Genomic DNA, 14,815 nt, shown 5'->3' on the forward strand with positions numbered 1-14,815 from the left:
TGGCTATGTAAGGAACCTGACACAGGGGGAAGCATGGCGACCACGACGATCGACCCGGACGCGAACCTCGCGACCCTGATCAACGTCTTCACCGTCGACCCCGCGCACCAGCAGGAGCTGGTCGAGGTGCTGGTCACGGCGACCGAAGAGGTGATGCGGCACCGGCCCGGCTTCGTCGCGGCCAACATCCACGCCGGCGCCGAGGGCACCCGCGTCGTCAACTACGCCCAGTGGGAGAGCGCCGACGCGTTCCGCGCGATGCTCACCGACCCGGAGTGCCAGGAGCACATGAAGGCCGCGCTGGCGCTCGCGAAGGCCGACCCGCAGCTGTACACGGTCGAGTCGGTGCACCACAGCTGACCGTCAGGACCGGGACTCCTCCCGCAGCCGCGCGGCCCGCGTCAGCAGGTACCGCTGTTCCGGTGTGTTCGTCGTCCGCGCCGCGGCGGCGTCGTAGTGCCGGACGGCGGCGTCGACGTCCCCGGCCAGCTCCAGCAGGTGCGCGCGGACGGCGTCGAGCCGGTGCCCGGTCAGCTCCAGCGTCTCCAGCAGCGCGAGCCCGGCCGCGGGGCCGTCCACCATCGCCGTCGCGATCGCGCGGTTGAGCGTCACCACCGGGTTGTCCGTCAGCCGCTCCAGCAGCCGGTACGTCCGCAGGATCCGGTCCCAGTCGGTGTCCTCGACGCGTGGCGCGATGTCGTGCGCGGCGGCGATCGCGGCCTGCAGCCGGTACTCGCCCGCGTCGCCGAGCGCGAGCGCCTCGGTGACCAGCGCGACGCCTTCGCGGACCTGCGCGCGGTTCCACTTCGTCCGGTCCTGTTCGGCCAGCGGCACCAGCTCGCCGGACGGCCCGGTCCGCGCCGGGCGCCGCGCGTCCGTGAGCAGCATCAGCGCCAGCAGCCCGGTGACCTCGCCGTCGGCCGGCAGCATCGCGTGCAGCAGCCGCGTCAGCCGGATCGCCTCGCCGGACAGCTCGGTCCGGTGCAGCCGGCCGCCCGCGCTGCTCGTGTAGCCCTCGTTGAACACGAGGTAGAGCACGTGCAGCACGGACCGCAGCCGGGCGTCGCGCTCGTCGGCGGCGGGCAGCCGGAACGGGACGTCCGACGCCTTGATCCGCGCCTTCGCCCGGGTGATCCGCTGGGCCATCGTCGCTTCCGGGACCAGGAACGCCCCCGCGATCTCGGCCGTGGTCAGGCCGCCGACCGCGCGCAGCGTCAGCGCGATCGCCGACGCCGGCGGCAGCGCCGGGTGGCAGCACAGGAACAGCAGGACCAGCGTGTCGTCGCGATCCGGGACATCCGCCGGCGGCGGTTCCAGCGCCGCCGCGTCCTCCCGGCGCCGCCGGGCCTGGTCGCTGCGGAGCTGGTCGGTCAGCCGGTTGACGGCGGCCTGGATCAGCCACCCGCGCGGGTTGTCCGGCAGCCCGCCGGACGGCCAGTGCCGCGCGGCCGCGAGCAGCGCTTCCTGCACGGCGTCTTCCGCGGCGTCGAAGTCGCGAAAGCGCCGCGCGACGACGCCGAGGACCTGCGGCGCGAGCGTCCGCAGCAGGTCCTCGACCTCCTCGCCGGCCATCAGGCGGGCGCGCTCATCACCTGGCGGACCTCGATCGGCTGCTGCATCGGCACCCCACCCGGCCCGGGGGCGGCCGACGCCTTCGCGGCGATCTCCAGCGCGCGCTCCTCGCTCTCGACGTCGACGAGCCAGTAGCCGGCCAGCAGCTCCTTGCCCTCCGGGTACGGCCCGTCGGTGACCACGGGGCTGGTCCGGCCGTCGGAGACGACCGTCTTCGCCAGGTCCGGTCCGGCCAGGCCCTGGGCGTCGACGAGCTCGCCCTTGTCGCGCAGCTCGGCGTCCAGCGCGTGCTGGAAGTCGATGTGCGCCCGGATGTCCTCCGGCGGCCATTCGCCCACCGGCAGCTCGCACCCGGCACCGGCGGTGTAGCTCATCAGCAGCATGTACTTCGCCATGATCGGCTCCTTTCCGCGCCCCGGTGGCGCGTTCACGGGAAAGGACGGAGCCCGGCCCGCGGTCTCTACACAGTTAGCCGATTTTCCCCAAGATCAGGATAATCGCGGAGCGTGACGGGGGAACTGAAGCGTGCGCGCCTGGGAGTCTCGGTCGTCTTCGCCGTCTGCGGGGCGGCGTTCGCGACCTGGCTGGCGCGGGTGCCGGCGGTGCAGGAGCAGCTGGGCCTGACCACGGGACAGCTGGCCACGGGCCTGTTCGGCCTGGCCTTCGGGTCGGTGGTCGCGCTGCTGGGCGCGGGGGCGCTGCTCACCCGGATCGGCAGCCGCGCGGCGGTCGTGCTCGGCGCGGCCGTGCTGTGCGGCGGGCTGCCGCTGGTGGCGTTCGCGGGGTCCGCGCCGGTTTTCGTGGCCGCGCTGGTCGTGCTCGGCGTGGGCAACAGCCTGCTCGACGTCGCGATGAACGCGCACGCGGCCCGCGTCGAAGAGGGCTACGGGCGGCCGATCTTCGCCGGCTTCCACGCGTTCTGGAACATCGGCGGCCTCGCGGGCTCCGGCGTCGACGCGCTGATGGAGGCCCTGCACGTCCCGGTTTCGGCGCACTTCCCGGTGGCCGGCGCGGTGCTGCTGGCCTTGGCCCTGTGGGGCCGCGCGCTCTTCCTGACCGGAGCCGACCGCGGCCAGGGCGACGCGGCGTTCGCGTGGCCGAGCCGGGCGCTGGTGCCGCTGGGCGTGATCGCGTTCTGCGGGTTCGTCGCCGAGGGCGCGGTCAACAGCTGGAGCGCGGTGTACCTGGCGGACGTCACGGGCGCGACGCCCGCGCTCGCCTCCCTGGGCTACTTCGCGTTCTCCGGGACGATGATCGCGGTCCGCCTGGTGGCCGACCGGATCGTGGGCCGCGTGGGCGCGGTGCGGTTCGTCCGGGTGGCGACCACGGTCGCGGTGCTGGGGTTCGCCGTGGTCCTCGCCGCGCCGTGGCCGGTGGCCGGGGTGTTCGGCTTCGCGGTGGTCGGGCTCGGCGTGGCCGGGATCGTGCCGATCGCGTGGAGCGTGGCGAGCCGCAAGCAGGCGGACGCGCCGGGCCGCGCGGTGGCGGCGGTCGCCGCGTGCGGGTACCTGGGGTTCCTGGTCGAGCCGGCGCTGGTGGGCGCGCTGGCGACGCGGATCGGGCTGCACTGGGCGTTGTCGTCGGCGGTCGTGGTGACGTTCGGGATCCTGTTCCTGGCGCCGTCGCTGCGGGTCCGCGAGGCGGCGCTCACGCGCTGAGCAGCCGCTTCAGCTCGTCGGCGGACGGCGTGCCGGGCGCCGCCGTGTAGACGAGGAGCCGGTGCTCGTGGCCGGGTACGGCGTTGATCCACGAAGCCGACATCGCCGCCGTCGCCGCCCGCGCGTTGACGTCGTCCGGGCACCTCGGCGCGACGTACTCGCTGACCGGGCCCGAGTCGCTCACCGTGCGGCAGCAGGCAGCGGTGCTCGGCCGGGTGACCGGGCGGCCGGCCCGCGTCGAAACCCAGGACCTCGACGCTACCGCCGGGAGCTGACCGCCGCGTTCGCGGCACGCGGGCTCGGCAGCGTCGGGTCGGCCGAAGTGGTCGAAGCCCGGATCCGGCGGCTGGCCGCGCTGGTGGACCGGCCGCAGCCGACGACGGAGACGGTCCGGGACGTCACCGGCCGCCCCGCCCGGGGCTTCCCCGAATGGGCCGCCGACCACGCCGCCGCGTTCACGCGCTGAGCGTCTCGCGCAGCAGGCGCCGGACGGCCTTGCGGTCGCCGTCGACCGTCACCCGGCCGTCGGCGATCGCCGCGTCCAGGTCGGACGGCACTTCGAGCAGCGCGTTCAACGTCGGCGGGTCGGTCCGGATCGTCGCGTCCGGCGCGGCGGGCTCGCCCGGCTCGACCGTCAGCCGGCCCGGTTCGGTGCGGACCGTCCACACGCGACTGTCCAGCTCGACGCGGTGGCACGCCGTCGACCGCGGGCGGGCGAAGCCGCGGAGGAACAGCAGCACGGACATCGTGCCCAGGTGCGCCGACGGGGGAAGGGAGAGCCGGGCACCCCACGTGCCCAGCGCCAGCACGATCGGCTCCAGCTCGCGGCCCCAGTCCGTCAGCTCGTAGACCGTCGAGGCCGCCGGGGGAGGCAGCTGCCGGCGGGCGACGACGCCGTGCCCCTCCAGTTCGCGAAGCCGGTCGGTGACCAGGTTCGAGCTGGCGCCCGGCAGCGCGCGGCGGACGTCGGAGAAACGTTGCGGCCCCAGCAGCAGCTCGCGCACGACGAGCAGCGCCCAGCGTTCCCCGACGACGTCCAGCGCGCGGGCGATGGTGCAGGCGTCTCCGTAGCTGCGGCTCGTCGGCATGGTCGTAATATACAACTTCGTGGTTGTTTTTAACAACTACCAAGGCGTACGGTGGCCGCCATGGGAAATCCGGTCGTGCACTTCGAGATCATCGGTACCGACCCGGCGCGGCTTCGCGAGTACTACGGCGAGCTGTTCGGCTGGGAGTACGACACGTCGGGGCCGGTGTCGGCCCAGGTGTCCGAAGCGGGCAACTACGGCTTCGTGGAGACGGACGGCATCCCGGGCGGCGTCGGCGGCGGGGCGGGGTACGAAAGCCACGTGGTGTTCTACGTGGGCGTCCCGGACGTCGCGGCCGCGCTGGCCGAAGCCGAACGCCTCGGCGGCACGCGCCGGCTGGGCCCGGACCGCGCACCGGGGCGCGATCTGGTCGTCGCGCACTTCACCGACCCGGAGGGCAACTTGATCGGCCTCGCCGGACCCGCCTGAGGAGTCAGCCAGCCGCGGCCGCGTTGGCCCGGTCGATCGCCGCCATGTTCTCCTCGGCCCAGTTCCGCAGCGCCGCGAGCGGAACCTCCAGCGACCGGCCCAGGTCGGTGAGCCGGTAGTGGACCTTCGGCGGCACCGTCGGCTCGACGCGGCGGGCGATCAGGCCGTCGTTCGTCATCGAGCGCAGCGTCACCGACAGCATCTTCTGCGAGACCCCCGGCATCCGCCGCTGCAGCTCGGCGAACCGCACCTCGCGCGGGTCCGCCTCGGCCAGCACCTTGACCACCATCGACGTCCACTTCGTGCCGATCCGGTCGAGCAGCCGGCGCGTCGGGCACGCCGGGTCGAACAGGTCGCCGCGCGGGGAGGGGGTCACTTCGAGCTCACCACCTGTCGGGAAAGTGCCGTCTTGGCCGGCGTCCGCAAGTTACCTACGGTTTTGTGGTAACCAATGGTAACTGCTCAGGGAGAGACATGCTGGTGAACGGCATCGAAGTCGGCGTCACGGTCACCGGGGAGGGCCCGGCCGTCCTGCTGCTGCACGGCTTCCCGCACACCCGGCGGCTGTGGGCCGAAGTCGTCCCACGGCTGGCGCGGCGCCACCGCGTCATCGCGCCGGACCTGCGCGGCCTCGGCGAGTCGGGGCGTCCGCCCGGCGGCTACGACGCGGGCACCCTCGCCGCCGACGCCGAAGCGCTCCTCGACGCGCTGGGCGAGCCGGTGGCGGCCGTCGTCGGCATCGACGCCGGCGCGCCGCCCGCGTTCCTCCTGGCCATGCGCCGCCCCGGGCGCGTCCGCCGGCTCGTCCTGATGGAGTCGCTGCTGGGCCGCCTCCCGGGCGCCGAGGACTTCCTCGCGGGCGGGCCGCCGTGGTGGTTCGGGTTCCACGCCGTCCCGGGACTCGCCGAGACCGTCCTGGCCGGGCACGAAAGCGAGTACGTCGACTGGTTCCTCAACGCGGGGACGCGGGGCCGTGGGCTGCCGCGCGAGCTCCGCGACCACTTCGTCGCCGCGTACACCGGGCGCGACGCCCTGCGTGCCGCGTTCGCCCACTACCGCGCGATGCCGATCACCGCCGGGCAGATCGCGGAAGCCGTCGCGGCGGGCCGTCTCACGGTGCCCACGATGGCGATCGGCGCCCACCCGGTGGGCGACGCGCTCGCCCGCCAGCTGCGGCCGGTCGCCGACGACCTCGTGACCCACCTCGTCGAGGACTGCGGCCACATCATCCCGCTCGACCGGCCGGACGCCCTGCTCCCGTTGCTCGAGCCGTTCCTTGACCTCGACCTCGCTGGAGCTTCGACACTGGCGTCGTGACGATCTGGATCTGCGGAACCTGCGGGGTCGAGCACCCCGACACCGAACGACCCCCGGCCGGCGACTGCGCCATCTGCGCCGACGACCGCCAATGGGTGCCCGCGTCGGGCCAGGTGTGGACGACGCTGGACGACCTTCCGGCCGGCGAAGTCGTGCACGAGGAGCTGGAACCGGGGCTGCACCGGTTCAACCGGGAGCCGTCGTTCGGCATCGGCCAGTGGACCCACCTGGTGCGGACGCCCGGCGGCAACCTGCTGTGGGACCCGCCGAACCACCTCGACGCGGCGCTCGCCGACCGGCTCGGGGAACTGGGCGGCGCCGCGGTGATCGTGGCCAGCCACCCGCACATGTACGGCTCCCAGGTCAGCTGGAGCCACCGGCTCGGCGGCGTCCCGGTGCTGGTGCACGCGGCGGATCGACGGTGGGTGCGGCGCGAGGACCCGGTGCTGCGCGAGTGGTCCGGCACCGAGCGGGTCCTGCCGGGCGTGACGCTGGTCGAGGCGGGCGGGCACTTCCCCGGCGCCGCGGTGGCCCACGTCGCCACCGAGACCGGCGGCGTCCTGCTGGCCGGCGACACGATGGTGCCGGTGGCCGCGGCCGGCTGGGTGACGTTCATGCGCAGCTACCCGAACAAGATCCCGCTGTCGGCGGGCCTGGTCCGCCGGATCGTGGAGCGGCTGGAGCCGTACGAGTTCGACCGCCTCTACGGCCTGCTGGGCGGAACGATCCGGAGCGACGCCAAGGGGGCGGTCCGCCGCTCGGCCGAGCGGTACATCGCCTGGGTGAGCGGGGAAAACGACCACCTCGGCTGAGCCACAGCGGGTGTCGAGGGGTGCGACTTTGCTGATCTCGAGCCAGGGCGGCGCGTCAGCCGCGCAGGCGGGTGTCGACGGTGCGGATTCGGGCCTGAGCGGCGCGTCAGCCGCGCGGGCGGGTGTCGAGGATGCGAATCCGGGCCTGAGCGGCGTATCAGCCGCGCAGGCGGGTGTTGAGCCGCGCGGCCTGCCGGGTCAAATGGTCGCGCTCGGCCAGGTTCGGTGCCTTCCCGGCCGCCTCGGAGTACAACCTGGCCGCGGTCACCAGGTCGCCGTCGCGCTCGTGGAGGTACGCCGCCACCGCCGTGTGGCGGGGCAGCGTGCCGTCCACTTCCGCGAGGGCGGCGAGCCCCGCGCGGGGGCCGTCCGCCTCGCCCACCGCGACCGCGCGGTTGAGCCGGACGACCGGGCTGTCGGTCAGCTTCGCGAGCTCGTCGTACCACTCGACGATCTGCACCCAGTCGGTCTCGCCGGCCGTGGGCGCGTCGGCGTGCAGGGCCGCGATGGCCGCCTGGGCCTGGAACTCGCCCAGCCGGTCCCGGGCGAGCGCCGCCTGCAGGATTTCGACGCCCTCCGCGATCGCCGCGGTGTCCCAGCGGCCGCGGTCCTGCTCGGCGAGCGGCACCAGGCTGCCGTCCGCCGCGGTCCGGCCGGCGCGCCGCGCGTGGTGCAGCAGCATGAGCGCGAGCAGCCCGGCGACCTCCGGGTGGTCGATCGCGGCCGCGAGCTGCCGGGTCAGCCGGATGGCCTCGGCGGCCAGGTCGACGTCGCCGGAGTAACCCTCGTTGAAGACGAGGTAGAGCACCCGCAGCACGGTCGCGACGTCGCCGGGCTGGTCGAACCGCACTTTCCCGACCGTGCGCTTCGCCCGGCTGATCCGCTGCGCCATGGTCGCTTCGGGGACCAGGTAGGCCTGCGCGATCTGGCGGGTGGTCAGCCCGCCGACCGCGCGCAGCGTCAACGCGACCGCCGACGACGGCGTCAGCGACGGGTGCGCGCACAGGAAGTACAGCTGGAGCGTGTCGTCCACCGTGGCCGCCGGCCCTGGCGCCGGCTCGACGTCGACGACGTCCTCGCGCCGCCGGCGGGCGCTGTCCGACCGGGCCGCGTCGAGGAACTTGCGCCACGCGACGGTGACCAGCCAGCCCTTCGGGTCCCGCGGCGGATCGGCCGGCCAGACGCGCAGGGCCTCGACCAGCGCGTCCTGCACGGCGTCCTCGGCCGACGCGAAGTCGGCCCCGCGCCGGACGACGACCCCGAGCACGTGCGGCGTCAGGCTGCGGAGCAGAACCTCGTCCACGCTCACCCGATCCTTTCCGCCGGCTCGACGATGATCCCCGCCGGCTCGCAGTTCCCCATGGTTCCCCCTGCTAGACGGACTGGCGCTCGTCGCGCCGGCGGATGAGCTCTTCGACGGCCGACGGCAGCGTCGTCTCGAAGTCGATCAGCTTCGCCCAGGTCGGCGTGACCACGATGCGGACCATGCCGTCGTAGAGCGACCGCACGCCCGCCTCCCACTCCACGCGCTGCTCGGACGTCATCCGGTAGGTGCCGTTGAACTGCAGGTATTCGTCCGGGATGCCGTCGACCACGTCCAGCTCGACGGTGCCGCGGATCAGCAGGATCTTCGGCGGGTGCACCTCGGTGTCGATCGTCAGGGCGACCGCCGGGTTGCGGCGCAGCGCCGGCAGCTTGGGCGCGTTCGTCGACGTGCACAGGACGAGCTGCGAGCCGTTCCAGGTGAACGCGATCGGGATCGAGCGCGGGGTGCCGTCGAGGGCGGTGTAGGCCAGCCGGGTCAGGTCGCGGGCCAGCAGCTCCCGGCTGAGCGGGCGGTTCAGGACCTCGTCGATAGCGTTCTGGTCCATGGCTGTCACTCCGTGATGGTGGTCGCCGGGCCCCAGAACGGACGCAGCTCGAGCCATTCGGCGACTGGCTCGCCACCCTTGCCCGGGGCGGCCGAGAGCTCCGCGGCCAGCTCGAGGGCGCGCTCGTAGCTGTCGACGTCGATGATCGTCCAGCCCGCGATGAGGTCCTTCGTCTCGGCGAACGGGCCGTCGGTGACCGGCGGGCGGCCTTCGCCGTCGAAGCGGACCCAGGTGCCCTGCGGGGCGAGCGCGCGGTGCTCGACGAACTCGCCGGTCTCCTCGAGCCGCTTACCGAAGTCCTCCATGTACTTCACGTGGGCCGAGATCTCCTCCGGCGTCCACTGGTCCATGGGCGCGTCGTTGACCGAAGCCGGGGCACCTCGGTAGTGCTTCAGCAGCAGGTACTTGGCCATCGTCGTTCTCCTCGGTGCGGGTGCGGCCCATCTTGGCCGCGTTCGCACCGGGGACGCAGCCGATCGCGCGTTCTCGACATCGCCGCTCGAGAAACTTTTTTCAGGCGGTCGGGCGGCCCGCTCCGGCGTAGTCGTCGCCGTCCCGGCGGTAGGAGTGCACCTGCACGGCCTGGCCGGTCTGCGGCGCGTCGATCATCTGCTGGTTGCCGATGTAGAGGCCGACGTGGTGGATCTTCGTCGCCGGCTCGCCGTAGAAGATCAGGTCGCCGAGCTGCGGATCGGTCACATGCGGGACGCTCCGGAACTGCGTGTCGGCCGTGCGCATCAGCTTGACGCCGGCGCTGCCGTACGCCGCCGTCGTCAGGCCGGAGCAGTCGAAGCCCGGGTCGTTGCCGCCGGTGCCGTTGCCGCCCCAGATGTAGGGGAGGCCGATCTTGTCGATGGCGAAGTTCACCGCGCTCAACACCGCCGGGTTCGGCGCGGCCGCGCCCTGGCCGACCGTGCCGTAGACGTTGACCGTCGCCAGCGTCCGGTGCAGGAACAGCGGCGCCGACTGCAGCTTAGCGACCGCGTCCCACCACGGCTGGCCCTGCGACAGGTCGGTCCCGCCGTCGCACAGCGCGCGGCCGGTGGTCAGCGCGGCGTCGTCGATGTTCTGGACATCCGGCTTCCCGCCCGCGTAGCTCGCCTGGTACTTCGCCCAGAGCGCGGGGGAGAGCTGCATCGGCCCGGCGGCGTTCGGCGTCGAGACGACCTTGTTGTAGAAGTCGCGCACCTCGATCGTGCCGAGCGGCTTGTCGAGCACGCCGGTGGTGCCGATCTGCCCACCCCGCGCGCGGCCGTGGTCGGAGGTCACCTTGCCGACCGCGGCGAGCGTCACCCAGGAAAGGTGGCAGCCGGGGATGTCCTTGCCGATTTTCGTCGTCGCCTTCGCGTAGCCGACCATCGCGCGCAGCGGGACGTCGAGCCACTGGCTGGTCTTGGACGCCCAGGCGTCGAACTCGCTCGCTTCCGGCACCTTCGGCGGCGCGGACGTCGTCGTCTGTGGGGACGTGGTCGTTTTCGCGACAGACGGTGTCGGCGTGCTGGTCGCGGCCGCGTTCGTCGTCTCCTGCTGCTTCGGCGCGAACTGGACGCCGACCACGAGCGCGGCGGCGACCACGACCACCGCGGCCACCACGACGGCCGCTCTCCGGCGGCGCGGCTCTGCCTTCTCCTCCGGCACGACTTCGGGCTCTTCGCTCACCGCGCGGCCCCAGTCAGCCGGTCGAGGACGAACCCGCGCAGGCCGTCGAGGTCGGTGTCCATCGCGACCTCGATCGGGCGGCCGGGTGTGAACTGCGGATCTTCCTCGCCGAGCTTCCGCCGGTCGACGAGCGTCTGCCCGCGCGCCGGCCCCAGCCCGCAGTCGACGTCGACGCGGTAGGTCTCGGTGTGGAGGATTCCCGGCGAGATCGCCTCGGCGACCGCGACGGCGTCGTGCATGACCATCCGGTCTTCGCCGAACACGCGCGTGTAGTGCTGCCGGTAGGTGGAGGTGAGGCCTTCGAGGGTGGCGCCGACCGGCCCCGATGCCGCGAGCTTGGCCAGCCATTCGCCGTCGACGGCGCAGCGGTGCGTGAGGTCGAGTGGCACGAGCACGATCGGGACGTCCTCCTCGACCAGCACCCGGCGGGCCGACTCGGGGTCGCTCCAGATGTTGAATTCGGCGGCGGTGGTGCTGTTGCCGAACGTCACGCCGCCGCCCATGATCACCAGCCGCCCGATCTTCGCCGCCGCGCCCGGGTGGGCCGCGAACAGGGCGGCGATGTTCGTCAGCGGCCCGATCGGTGCGATGGTCACCGGCTCGTCCGACGCTTCGAGGATGTCCAGCATCAGGCGGACGGCGTCGCGCTCTTCGAGCGGACGGGTCGCCTCGGGCAGCGTGTAGGAGTGGCCCGAGAGTCCGTCGCCGCCGTGGACCTCCTTGGCGTCACGTGGCTTCGAATAGACGAGCGGCCGCGACGCCCCGGCGGCCACGGGCACGTCGGTGCGGCCGAACAGCTCCAGCAGCCGGCGCGCGTTCGCCGTCGTGCGGTCGAGGGGAACGTTGCCGAAAACCGACGTCACGCCCAGCAGGTCGACGTCCGGGGACAGCGCCGCCAGCGCGATCGCCAGCGCGTCGTCGACGCCCGGGTCGGTGTCGATGATCAGCTTCGTGCCCATCCAGCTCCCCTTGCCCGTGAACCCGTCCCGTACACAGGTTACGGTCACGGGCATGACGTCGATGTGGGGTGCGCCCGCGCTGTCGCGGGTGCGGGCCTGGCGCCGCGCGCGGCAGGACCCGCGGCAGGCGAAGTTCCTGACCGCCGACTCGCTGCGCTGGGTGCTGCGCAACCGCGCGTACACGCCCTGGTACCTGGTCCGGTACTACCGGCTGCTCAAGTTCCGGCTCGCCAACCCGCACATCATCCTGCGCGGGATGCTCTTCCTCGGGAAGGACGTCGAGATCCACTGCCGGCCGGGCTACGGGCGGCTGGAGATCGGCCGCTGGGTCCACATCGGCGACGGCAACGCGATCCGCTGCCACGAGGGTTCGCTGCGGATCGGCGACAAGTCGGTGTTCGGCCGCCAGAACGTGATCAACTGCTACCTCGACATCGAGCTCGGCGCGGCGACGCTGGTCGCCGACTGGGTGTACATCTGTGACTTCGATCACGTCATTTCGGACATCCACGTGCCGATCAAGGACCAGGGCATCGTGAAATCGCCGGTCCGCATCGGCCCCGACACGTGGCTGGGCACGAAGGTCAGCGTGCTGAAGGGCACGCGCATCGGCCGCGGCTCGGTGCTGGGCGCGCACGCGGTCGTCCGCGGCGACATCCCGGACTACTCGATCGCGGTCGGCGCGCCGGCGCGGGTCGTGCGTAACCGCGAAGAGGACTACGCGGCCGACGCGGCTCGTCGCGAGGCCGTCGCGGACATGGCGCGGAAGGCGAACAAGGCGCTGCAGAAGACCCTCGAGCAGTAGATCCACTCAGATCGTCCGGTCCGTTTCCGGGCACACTGGCCGGGTGGGGGAACTCCGGAAAATGTGGTCTTCGCTCGTGCTGGCGCTCTGTGCCGTAGGGCTGCTGCTTGTCGTCCCGCTCCTGGTGCTGCAGGGTTTCCTGGCGAGCTTCCCGGTGTTCGGCACGAGCAGTCACGCGGGCGACGGCTACCTGACCTGGGCGGCCTGGCTCGGCGCCGGGCTGCCGCTGGTGGGCGTGGTCGTCGCGGCGACCACGCGCCGGCGGGGCTGGACCTGGTTCTTCGGGATCTGCGTGGCCCTGGCGGTCGCGGTCGCCGGGCTGAACTGGGCCGACCACGTGCGCCACGCGCCACCCGAGCCGCCGGGACCGCGCCACTGCGTCGAGCGCAGCGGCGGCGGCACCGACTGCCCGGGCGGCTGACCTACTCCTCGAACGTCATCTCCGGCGGCGGCCGCCGGAAGCCGCGGGTGATCGCCGCCAGGACGGCGATGCCGATCACCAGCCAGACCAGGCCGAAGACCAGCGCGATGCCGTCGAGGTTGACCAGCAGCCACAAATCGACCACGGCGCCGATCAGCGGAAAGACCACCCAGGTCAGCACGCGTTTCCCGGTCCGGTCCCGCAGCCACGTCGCGAGCACGCTGACGTTGACGAACGTGAACGCGGTGAACGCGCCGAAGTTGATGAACGACGTCGACGTGCTGACGTCCAGCGCCAGCGCGACCAGCCCGACGAGCCCGGTCAGGACGATGCCGAACACCGGCGTCGCGAACCGCGGCTGCAGTTTGCCGAAAACGCGCGGCAGCACGCCGTCGCGGCCCATGGCGAACATCAGCCGCGACGCGCTCGCCTGCGCGGCGATCCCCGACGCGAACTGCGCGACCACCAGGCCGGCGAGGAAGAAGGACGCGAAGAGGTTGCCGCCGATCGTCGTCGCGATTTCGAACGCGGCGGAGGACTCGTCGGTGAACGCGCTGCCCGGGTGCGCGAGCTGGGTGAAGTAGGCGAGCACGACGAAGATGCCGCCGCCGATCAGCGCGGTCAGCAGGATGGCGCGGGGGATCGTCCGGCGCGGCTCGGTCGTCTCCTCGGTCAACGTCGTGACGGCGTCGAACCCGAGGAAGGAGTACGTCGCGAGCGCGGCGCCGCCGGAGACCGTGCCCAGCGTGCTGCCCGGGTGGAAGAACGGCTGCGTGCTCGCCAGCGAACCACCGACGTGCAGCACCTGCTTGACCGAAAGAACGACGAAGAAGCCGATGACCAGGATCTGGAAGGCCATGAGGACGAAGTTGGCCTTTTCGGCGATCTTGATGCCGAGGACGTTGAGGATCGTCGTCACCAAGATAAAAGTGATCAACCAGATCCAATTGGGCACGGAGGGGAACTCCGCCGAGAGGTAGGCGCCACCGATCAGCCAGATCACCATCGGCAGGAAGAAGTAGTCGAGCAGCACCGCCCACCCGACGAGGAACCCGGCGCGCGCGTCGACCGCTTTCCGGACATAGGTGTAGGCCGAACCGGCGACGGGGTGGGTGGCGGCCATCTTCCCGTAGCTGGCGGCGGTGAACAGCATCGCGACCAGGGCGAGCAGGTACGCCGAGGGCACCGTGCCGCCGGTCGTGGTCGCGACGATGCCGAAGGTGCCGAGCACGATCAGCGGAGCCATGTAGGCGAGCCCGAACAGGACGACGCCGGGCAGGCCGAGCCGGCGCTGCAGGGTGGCCGGGGCCGCGCCCGTGGTGGTCATCGGTCGTCTCCTTCTCGGGGGCTCCAGCGGTCCGGGTCGATCCGGCCCTGGTAGAGCGGTAGCTGCAGGGGAGCGTCGGCGGGGGTGAACTGCGCCCAGACGCGGTTGGTGCCGGCGGTCCCGTCGCGGCGGACGCGGGCGACCTCGTCGAGGTCGATGGTGTGGGCGAGGACGCCGTGGTCACTGCCGGGCAACGCGCCGAGGACGTCGCCTTCGGGCCCGACGAGCAGGCTGTCGCCCATGCCGAACGGGCCGGCCGTGTTCACGCTGGCGACGAACACCTGGTTGACGATGGCGTTCGCCCGGGCCAGGACGAGCTCCTGCGCGCGGTCGGGGGTCGTGGTCTGGACGGGGTTGAGCACGAGCTCGGCACCCATCCAGGCGAGGTGCCGGGTCACCTCGGGGAACCAGGCGTCGTAGCAGATGGAGAACCCGACGCGGCCGGCGTCGGCCAGATCGGCGACGACGAACCGGTCGCCGGGGTCGTACGGCTCGTGCGGCCGCCAGGGGAAGACCTTGCGGTACCAGCCGGCCAGTTCGCCTCGCGGGGAAAAGACCAGGGCGGTGTTGAACAGCTCGCCGTGGTCGCCGGCTTCGCAGACGGTGCCGGGCGCGAGCCAGATCCCGAGGTCGCCGGCCAGCTCGGCGAGTTCCGTGGTCCGTTTTCCGTGCAACGGCTCGGCGGCTTCGCGCAGTTGACGCGTCCGCTCGTCGCCTTCGCCGTCGACGCCGCAGAGGTGCAGCTCGGGGAAGGCGGCCAGGCGCGTGTCCGGAAACCGGCGAAGGACGGCTTCGACCTCGCCCGCGAACCCGCCGTCCCCGACGGGCCGGGGCGGCGCTTGAACCAGGGCGATCGGCAGTGGTCGCGGCATGGACGAAAAATAGTCCATCTTGAAC

The 14,815-nt window shown here is 72.5% G+C and carries 20 protein-coding genes; 9 read left to right on the forward strand and 11 right to left on the reverse strand.

Annotated features, from left to right (window positions below):
* Positions 1 to 33 precede the first annotated feature (33 nt).
* Complete coding sequence (locus ABFJ78_RS26265; RefSeq protein WP_436389077.1) at positions 34 to 360, forward strand: antibiotic biosynthesis monooxygenase family protein; 327 nt, start codon at positions 34 to 36, stop codon at positions 358 to 360.
* 3 nt (positions 361 to 363) lie between these two features.
* On the opposite strand, the gene ABFJ78_RS26270 is transcribed toward ABFJ78_RS26265, so the two are convergent.
* Positions 364 to 1,572, reverse strand: a complete 1,209-nt coding sequence (locus tag ABFJ78_RS26270) for an RNA polymerase sigma factor (protein ID WP_436389078.1) — start codon at positions 1,570 to 1,572, stop codon at positions 364 to 366.
* Positions 1,572 to 1,967: a YciI family protein gene (locus ABFJ78_RS26275; RefSeq protein WP_436389080.1), complete on the reverse strand. Its 396-nt coding sequence runs from the start codon at positions 1,965 to 1,967 to the stop codon at positions 1,572 to 1,574. The genes ABFJ78_RS26270 and ABFJ78_RS26275 overlap by 1 nt, the downstream gene beginning before the upstream one ends.
* A gap of 111 nt (positions 1,968 to 2,078) precedes the next feature.
* Here ABFJ78_RS26275 and ABFJ78_RS26280 point away from each other — a divergent pair, with 111 nt between their 5' ends.
* The 3 genes from ABFJ78_RS26280 to ABFJ78_RS26290 all read left to right on the forward strand — a co-directional run bounded on the left by ABFJ78_RS26280 (position 2,079) and on the right by ABFJ78_RS26290 (position 3,696).
* Complete coding sequence (locus tag ABFJ78_RS26280; RefSeq protein ID WP_436389082.1) at positions 2,079 to 3,230, forward strand: MFS transporter; 1,152 nt, start codon at positions 2,079 to 2,081, stop codon at positions 3,228 to 3,230.
* Between the two features lie 83 nt (positions 3,231 to 3,313).
* Positions 3,314 to 3,505, forward strand: a complete 192-nt coding sequence (locus tag ABFJ78_RS26285; protein WP_436389083.1) for a hypothetical protein — start codon at positions 3,314 to 3,316, stop codon at positions 3,503 to 3,505.
* Between the two features lie 47 nt (positions 3,506 to 3,552).
* Entirely contained in the window at positions 3,553 to 3,696 is a 144-nt protein-coding gene (locus ABFJ78_RS26290) for a hypothetical protein (protein ID WP_436389085.1), read from the forward strand.
* Here the strand turns inward: ABFJ78_RS26290 and ABFJ78_RS26295 are convergent.
* Positions 3,686 to 4,318, reverse strand: a complete 633-nt coding sequence (locus tag ABFJ78_RS26295; RefSeq protein ID WP_436389087.1) for a winged helix-turn-helix transcriptional regulator — start codon at positions 4,316 to 4,318, stop codon at positions 3,686 to 3,688. The genes ABFJ78_RS26290 and ABFJ78_RS26295 overlap by 11 nt on opposite strands.
* A gap of 60 nt (positions 4,319 to 4,378) precedes the next feature.
* Here ABFJ78_RS26295 and ABFJ78_RS26300 point away from each other — a divergent pair, with 60 nt between their 5' ends.
* Positions 4,379 to 4,747 (forward strand): VOC family protein, encoded by a 369-nt coding sequence (locus tag ABFJ78_RS26300; RefSeq protein WP_436389088.1) that lies wholly within the window; start codon positions 4,379 to 4,381, stop codon positions 4,745 to 4,747.
* A 4-nt stretch (positions 4,748 to 4,751) separates the two neighbouring features.
* Here ABFJ78_RS26300 and ABFJ78_RS26305 read toward each other — a convergent pair whose 3' ends face one another.
* Positions 4,752 to 5,123 carry a winged helix-turn-helix transcriptional regulator gene (locus ABFJ78_RS26305; RefSeq protein ID WP_436389090.1) on the reverse strand — a complete coding sequence of 124 codons (372 nt, stop codon included), beginning with the start codon at positions 5,121 to 5,123 and terminating at the stop codon, positions 4,752 to 4,754.
* A 98-nt stretch (positions 5,124 to 5,221) separates the two neighbouring features.
* Between ABFJ78_RS26305 and ABFJ78_RS26310 the strand changes: the two genes are divergently transcribed.
* Both ABFJ78_RS26310 and ABFJ78_RS26315 read left to right on the forward strand, forming a co-directional pair.
* Positions 5,222 to 6,064 carry an alpha/beta fold hydrolase gene (locus ABFJ78_RS26310; RefSeq protein ID WP_436389091.1) on the forward strand — a complete coding sequence of 281 codons (843 nt, stop codon included), beginning with the start codon at positions 5,222 to 5,224 and terminating at the stop codon, positions 6,062 to 6,064.
* A complete protein-coding gene (locus ABFJ78_RS26315) occupies positions 6,061 to 6,876 on the forward strand; it encodes a hydrolase (protein WP_436389093.1) in 816 nt (271 codons plus the stop codon). The genes ABFJ78_RS26310 and ABFJ78_RS26315 overlap by 4 nt, the downstream gene beginning before the upstream one ends.
* Before the next feature lie 157 nt (positions 6,877 to 7,033).
* On the opposite strand, the gene ABFJ78_RS26320 is transcribed toward ABFJ78_RS26315, so the two are convergent.
* The 5 genes from ABFJ78_RS26320 to ABFJ78_RS26340 all read right to left on the reverse strand — a co-directional run bounded on the left by ABFJ78_RS26320 (position 7,034) and on the right by ABFJ78_RS26340 (position 11,365).
* A complete protein-coding gene (locus ABFJ78_RS26320) occupies positions 7,034 to 8,179 on the reverse strand; it encodes an RNA polymerase sigma factor (RefSeq protein WP_436389094.1) in 1,146 nt (381 codons plus the stop codon).
* Positions 8,180 to 8,249: 70 nt separating this feature from the next.
* Positions 8,250 to 8,747: a pyridoxamine 5'-phosphate oxidase family protein gene (locus tag ABFJ78_RS26325; protein WP_436389095.1), complete on the reverse strand. Its 498-nt coding sequence runs from the start codon at positions 8,745 to 8,747 to the stop codon at positions 8,250 to 8,252.
* A gap of 5 nt (positions 8,748 to 8,752) precedes the next feature.
* Positions 8,753 to 9,160, reverse strand: a complete 408-nt coding sequence (locus ABFJ78_RS26330) for a YciI family protein (RefSeq protein WP_436389096.1) — start codon at positions 9,158 to 9,160, stop codon at positions 8,753 to 8,755.
* A gap of 100 nt (positions 9,161 to 9,260) precedes the next feature.
* Positions 9,261 to 10,406, reverse strand: a complete 1,146-nt coding sequence (locus ABFJ78_RS26335) for an NlpC/P60 family protein (RefSeq protein ID WP_436389097.1) — start codon at positions 10,404 to 10,406, stop codon at positions 9,261 to 9,263.
* Positions 10,403 to 11,365: a nucleoside hydrolase gene (locus tag ABFJ78_RS26340; RefSeq protein ID WP_436389098.1), complete on the reverse strand. Its 963-nt coding sequence runs from the start codon at positions 11,363 to 11,365 to the stop codon at positions 10,403 to 10,405. Before ABFJ78_RS26340 ends, ABFJ78_RS26335 begins: the two co-directional genes overlap by 4 nt.
* A 52-nt stretch (positions 11,366 to 11,417) precedes the next feature.
* On the opposite strand from ABFJ78_RS26340, the gene ABFJ78_RS26345 reads away from it, so the two are divergent.
* Positions 11,418 to 12,170, forward strand: a complete 753-nt coding sequence (locus ABFJ78_RS26345) for an acyltransferase (protein ID WP_364457597.1) — start codon at positions 11,418 to 11,420, stop codon at positions 12,168 to 12,170.
* A 61-nt stretch (positions 12,171 to 12,231) separates the two neighbouring features.
* Entirely contained in the window at positions 12,232 to 12,591 is a 360-nt protein-coding gene (locus ABFJ78_RS26350) for a hypothetical protein (protein ID WP_436389099.1), read from the forward strand.
* Between the two features lies 1 nt (position 12,592).
* Here ABFJ78_RS26350 and ABFJ78_RS26355 read toward each other — a convergent pair whose 3' ends face one another.
* Complete coding sequence (locus ABFJ78_RS26355; protein ID WP_436389100.1) at positions 12,593 to 13,918, reverse strand: APC family permease; 1,326 nt, start codon at positions 13,916 to 13,918, stop codon at positions 12,593 to 12,595.
* On the reverse strand, positions 13,915 to 14,790 hold the full coding sequence (locus tag ABFJ78_RS26360; protein WP_436389102.1) for a carbon-nitrogen hydrolase family protein: 876 nt from the start codon (positions 14,788 to 14,790) through the stop codon (positions 13,915 to 13,917). Before ABFJ78_RS26360 ends, ABFJ78_RS26355 begins: the two co-directional genes overlap by 4 nt.
* Between the last annotated feature and the right edge of the window lie 25 nt (positions 14,791 to 14,815).

The sequence above is a fragment of the Amycolatopsis sp. MEPSY49 genome (assembly GCF_051337345.1).
In the GTDB taxonomy this organism is placed as follows: domain Bacteria; phylum Actinomycetota; class Actinomycetes; order Mycobacteriales; family Pseudonocardiaceae; genus Amycolatopsis.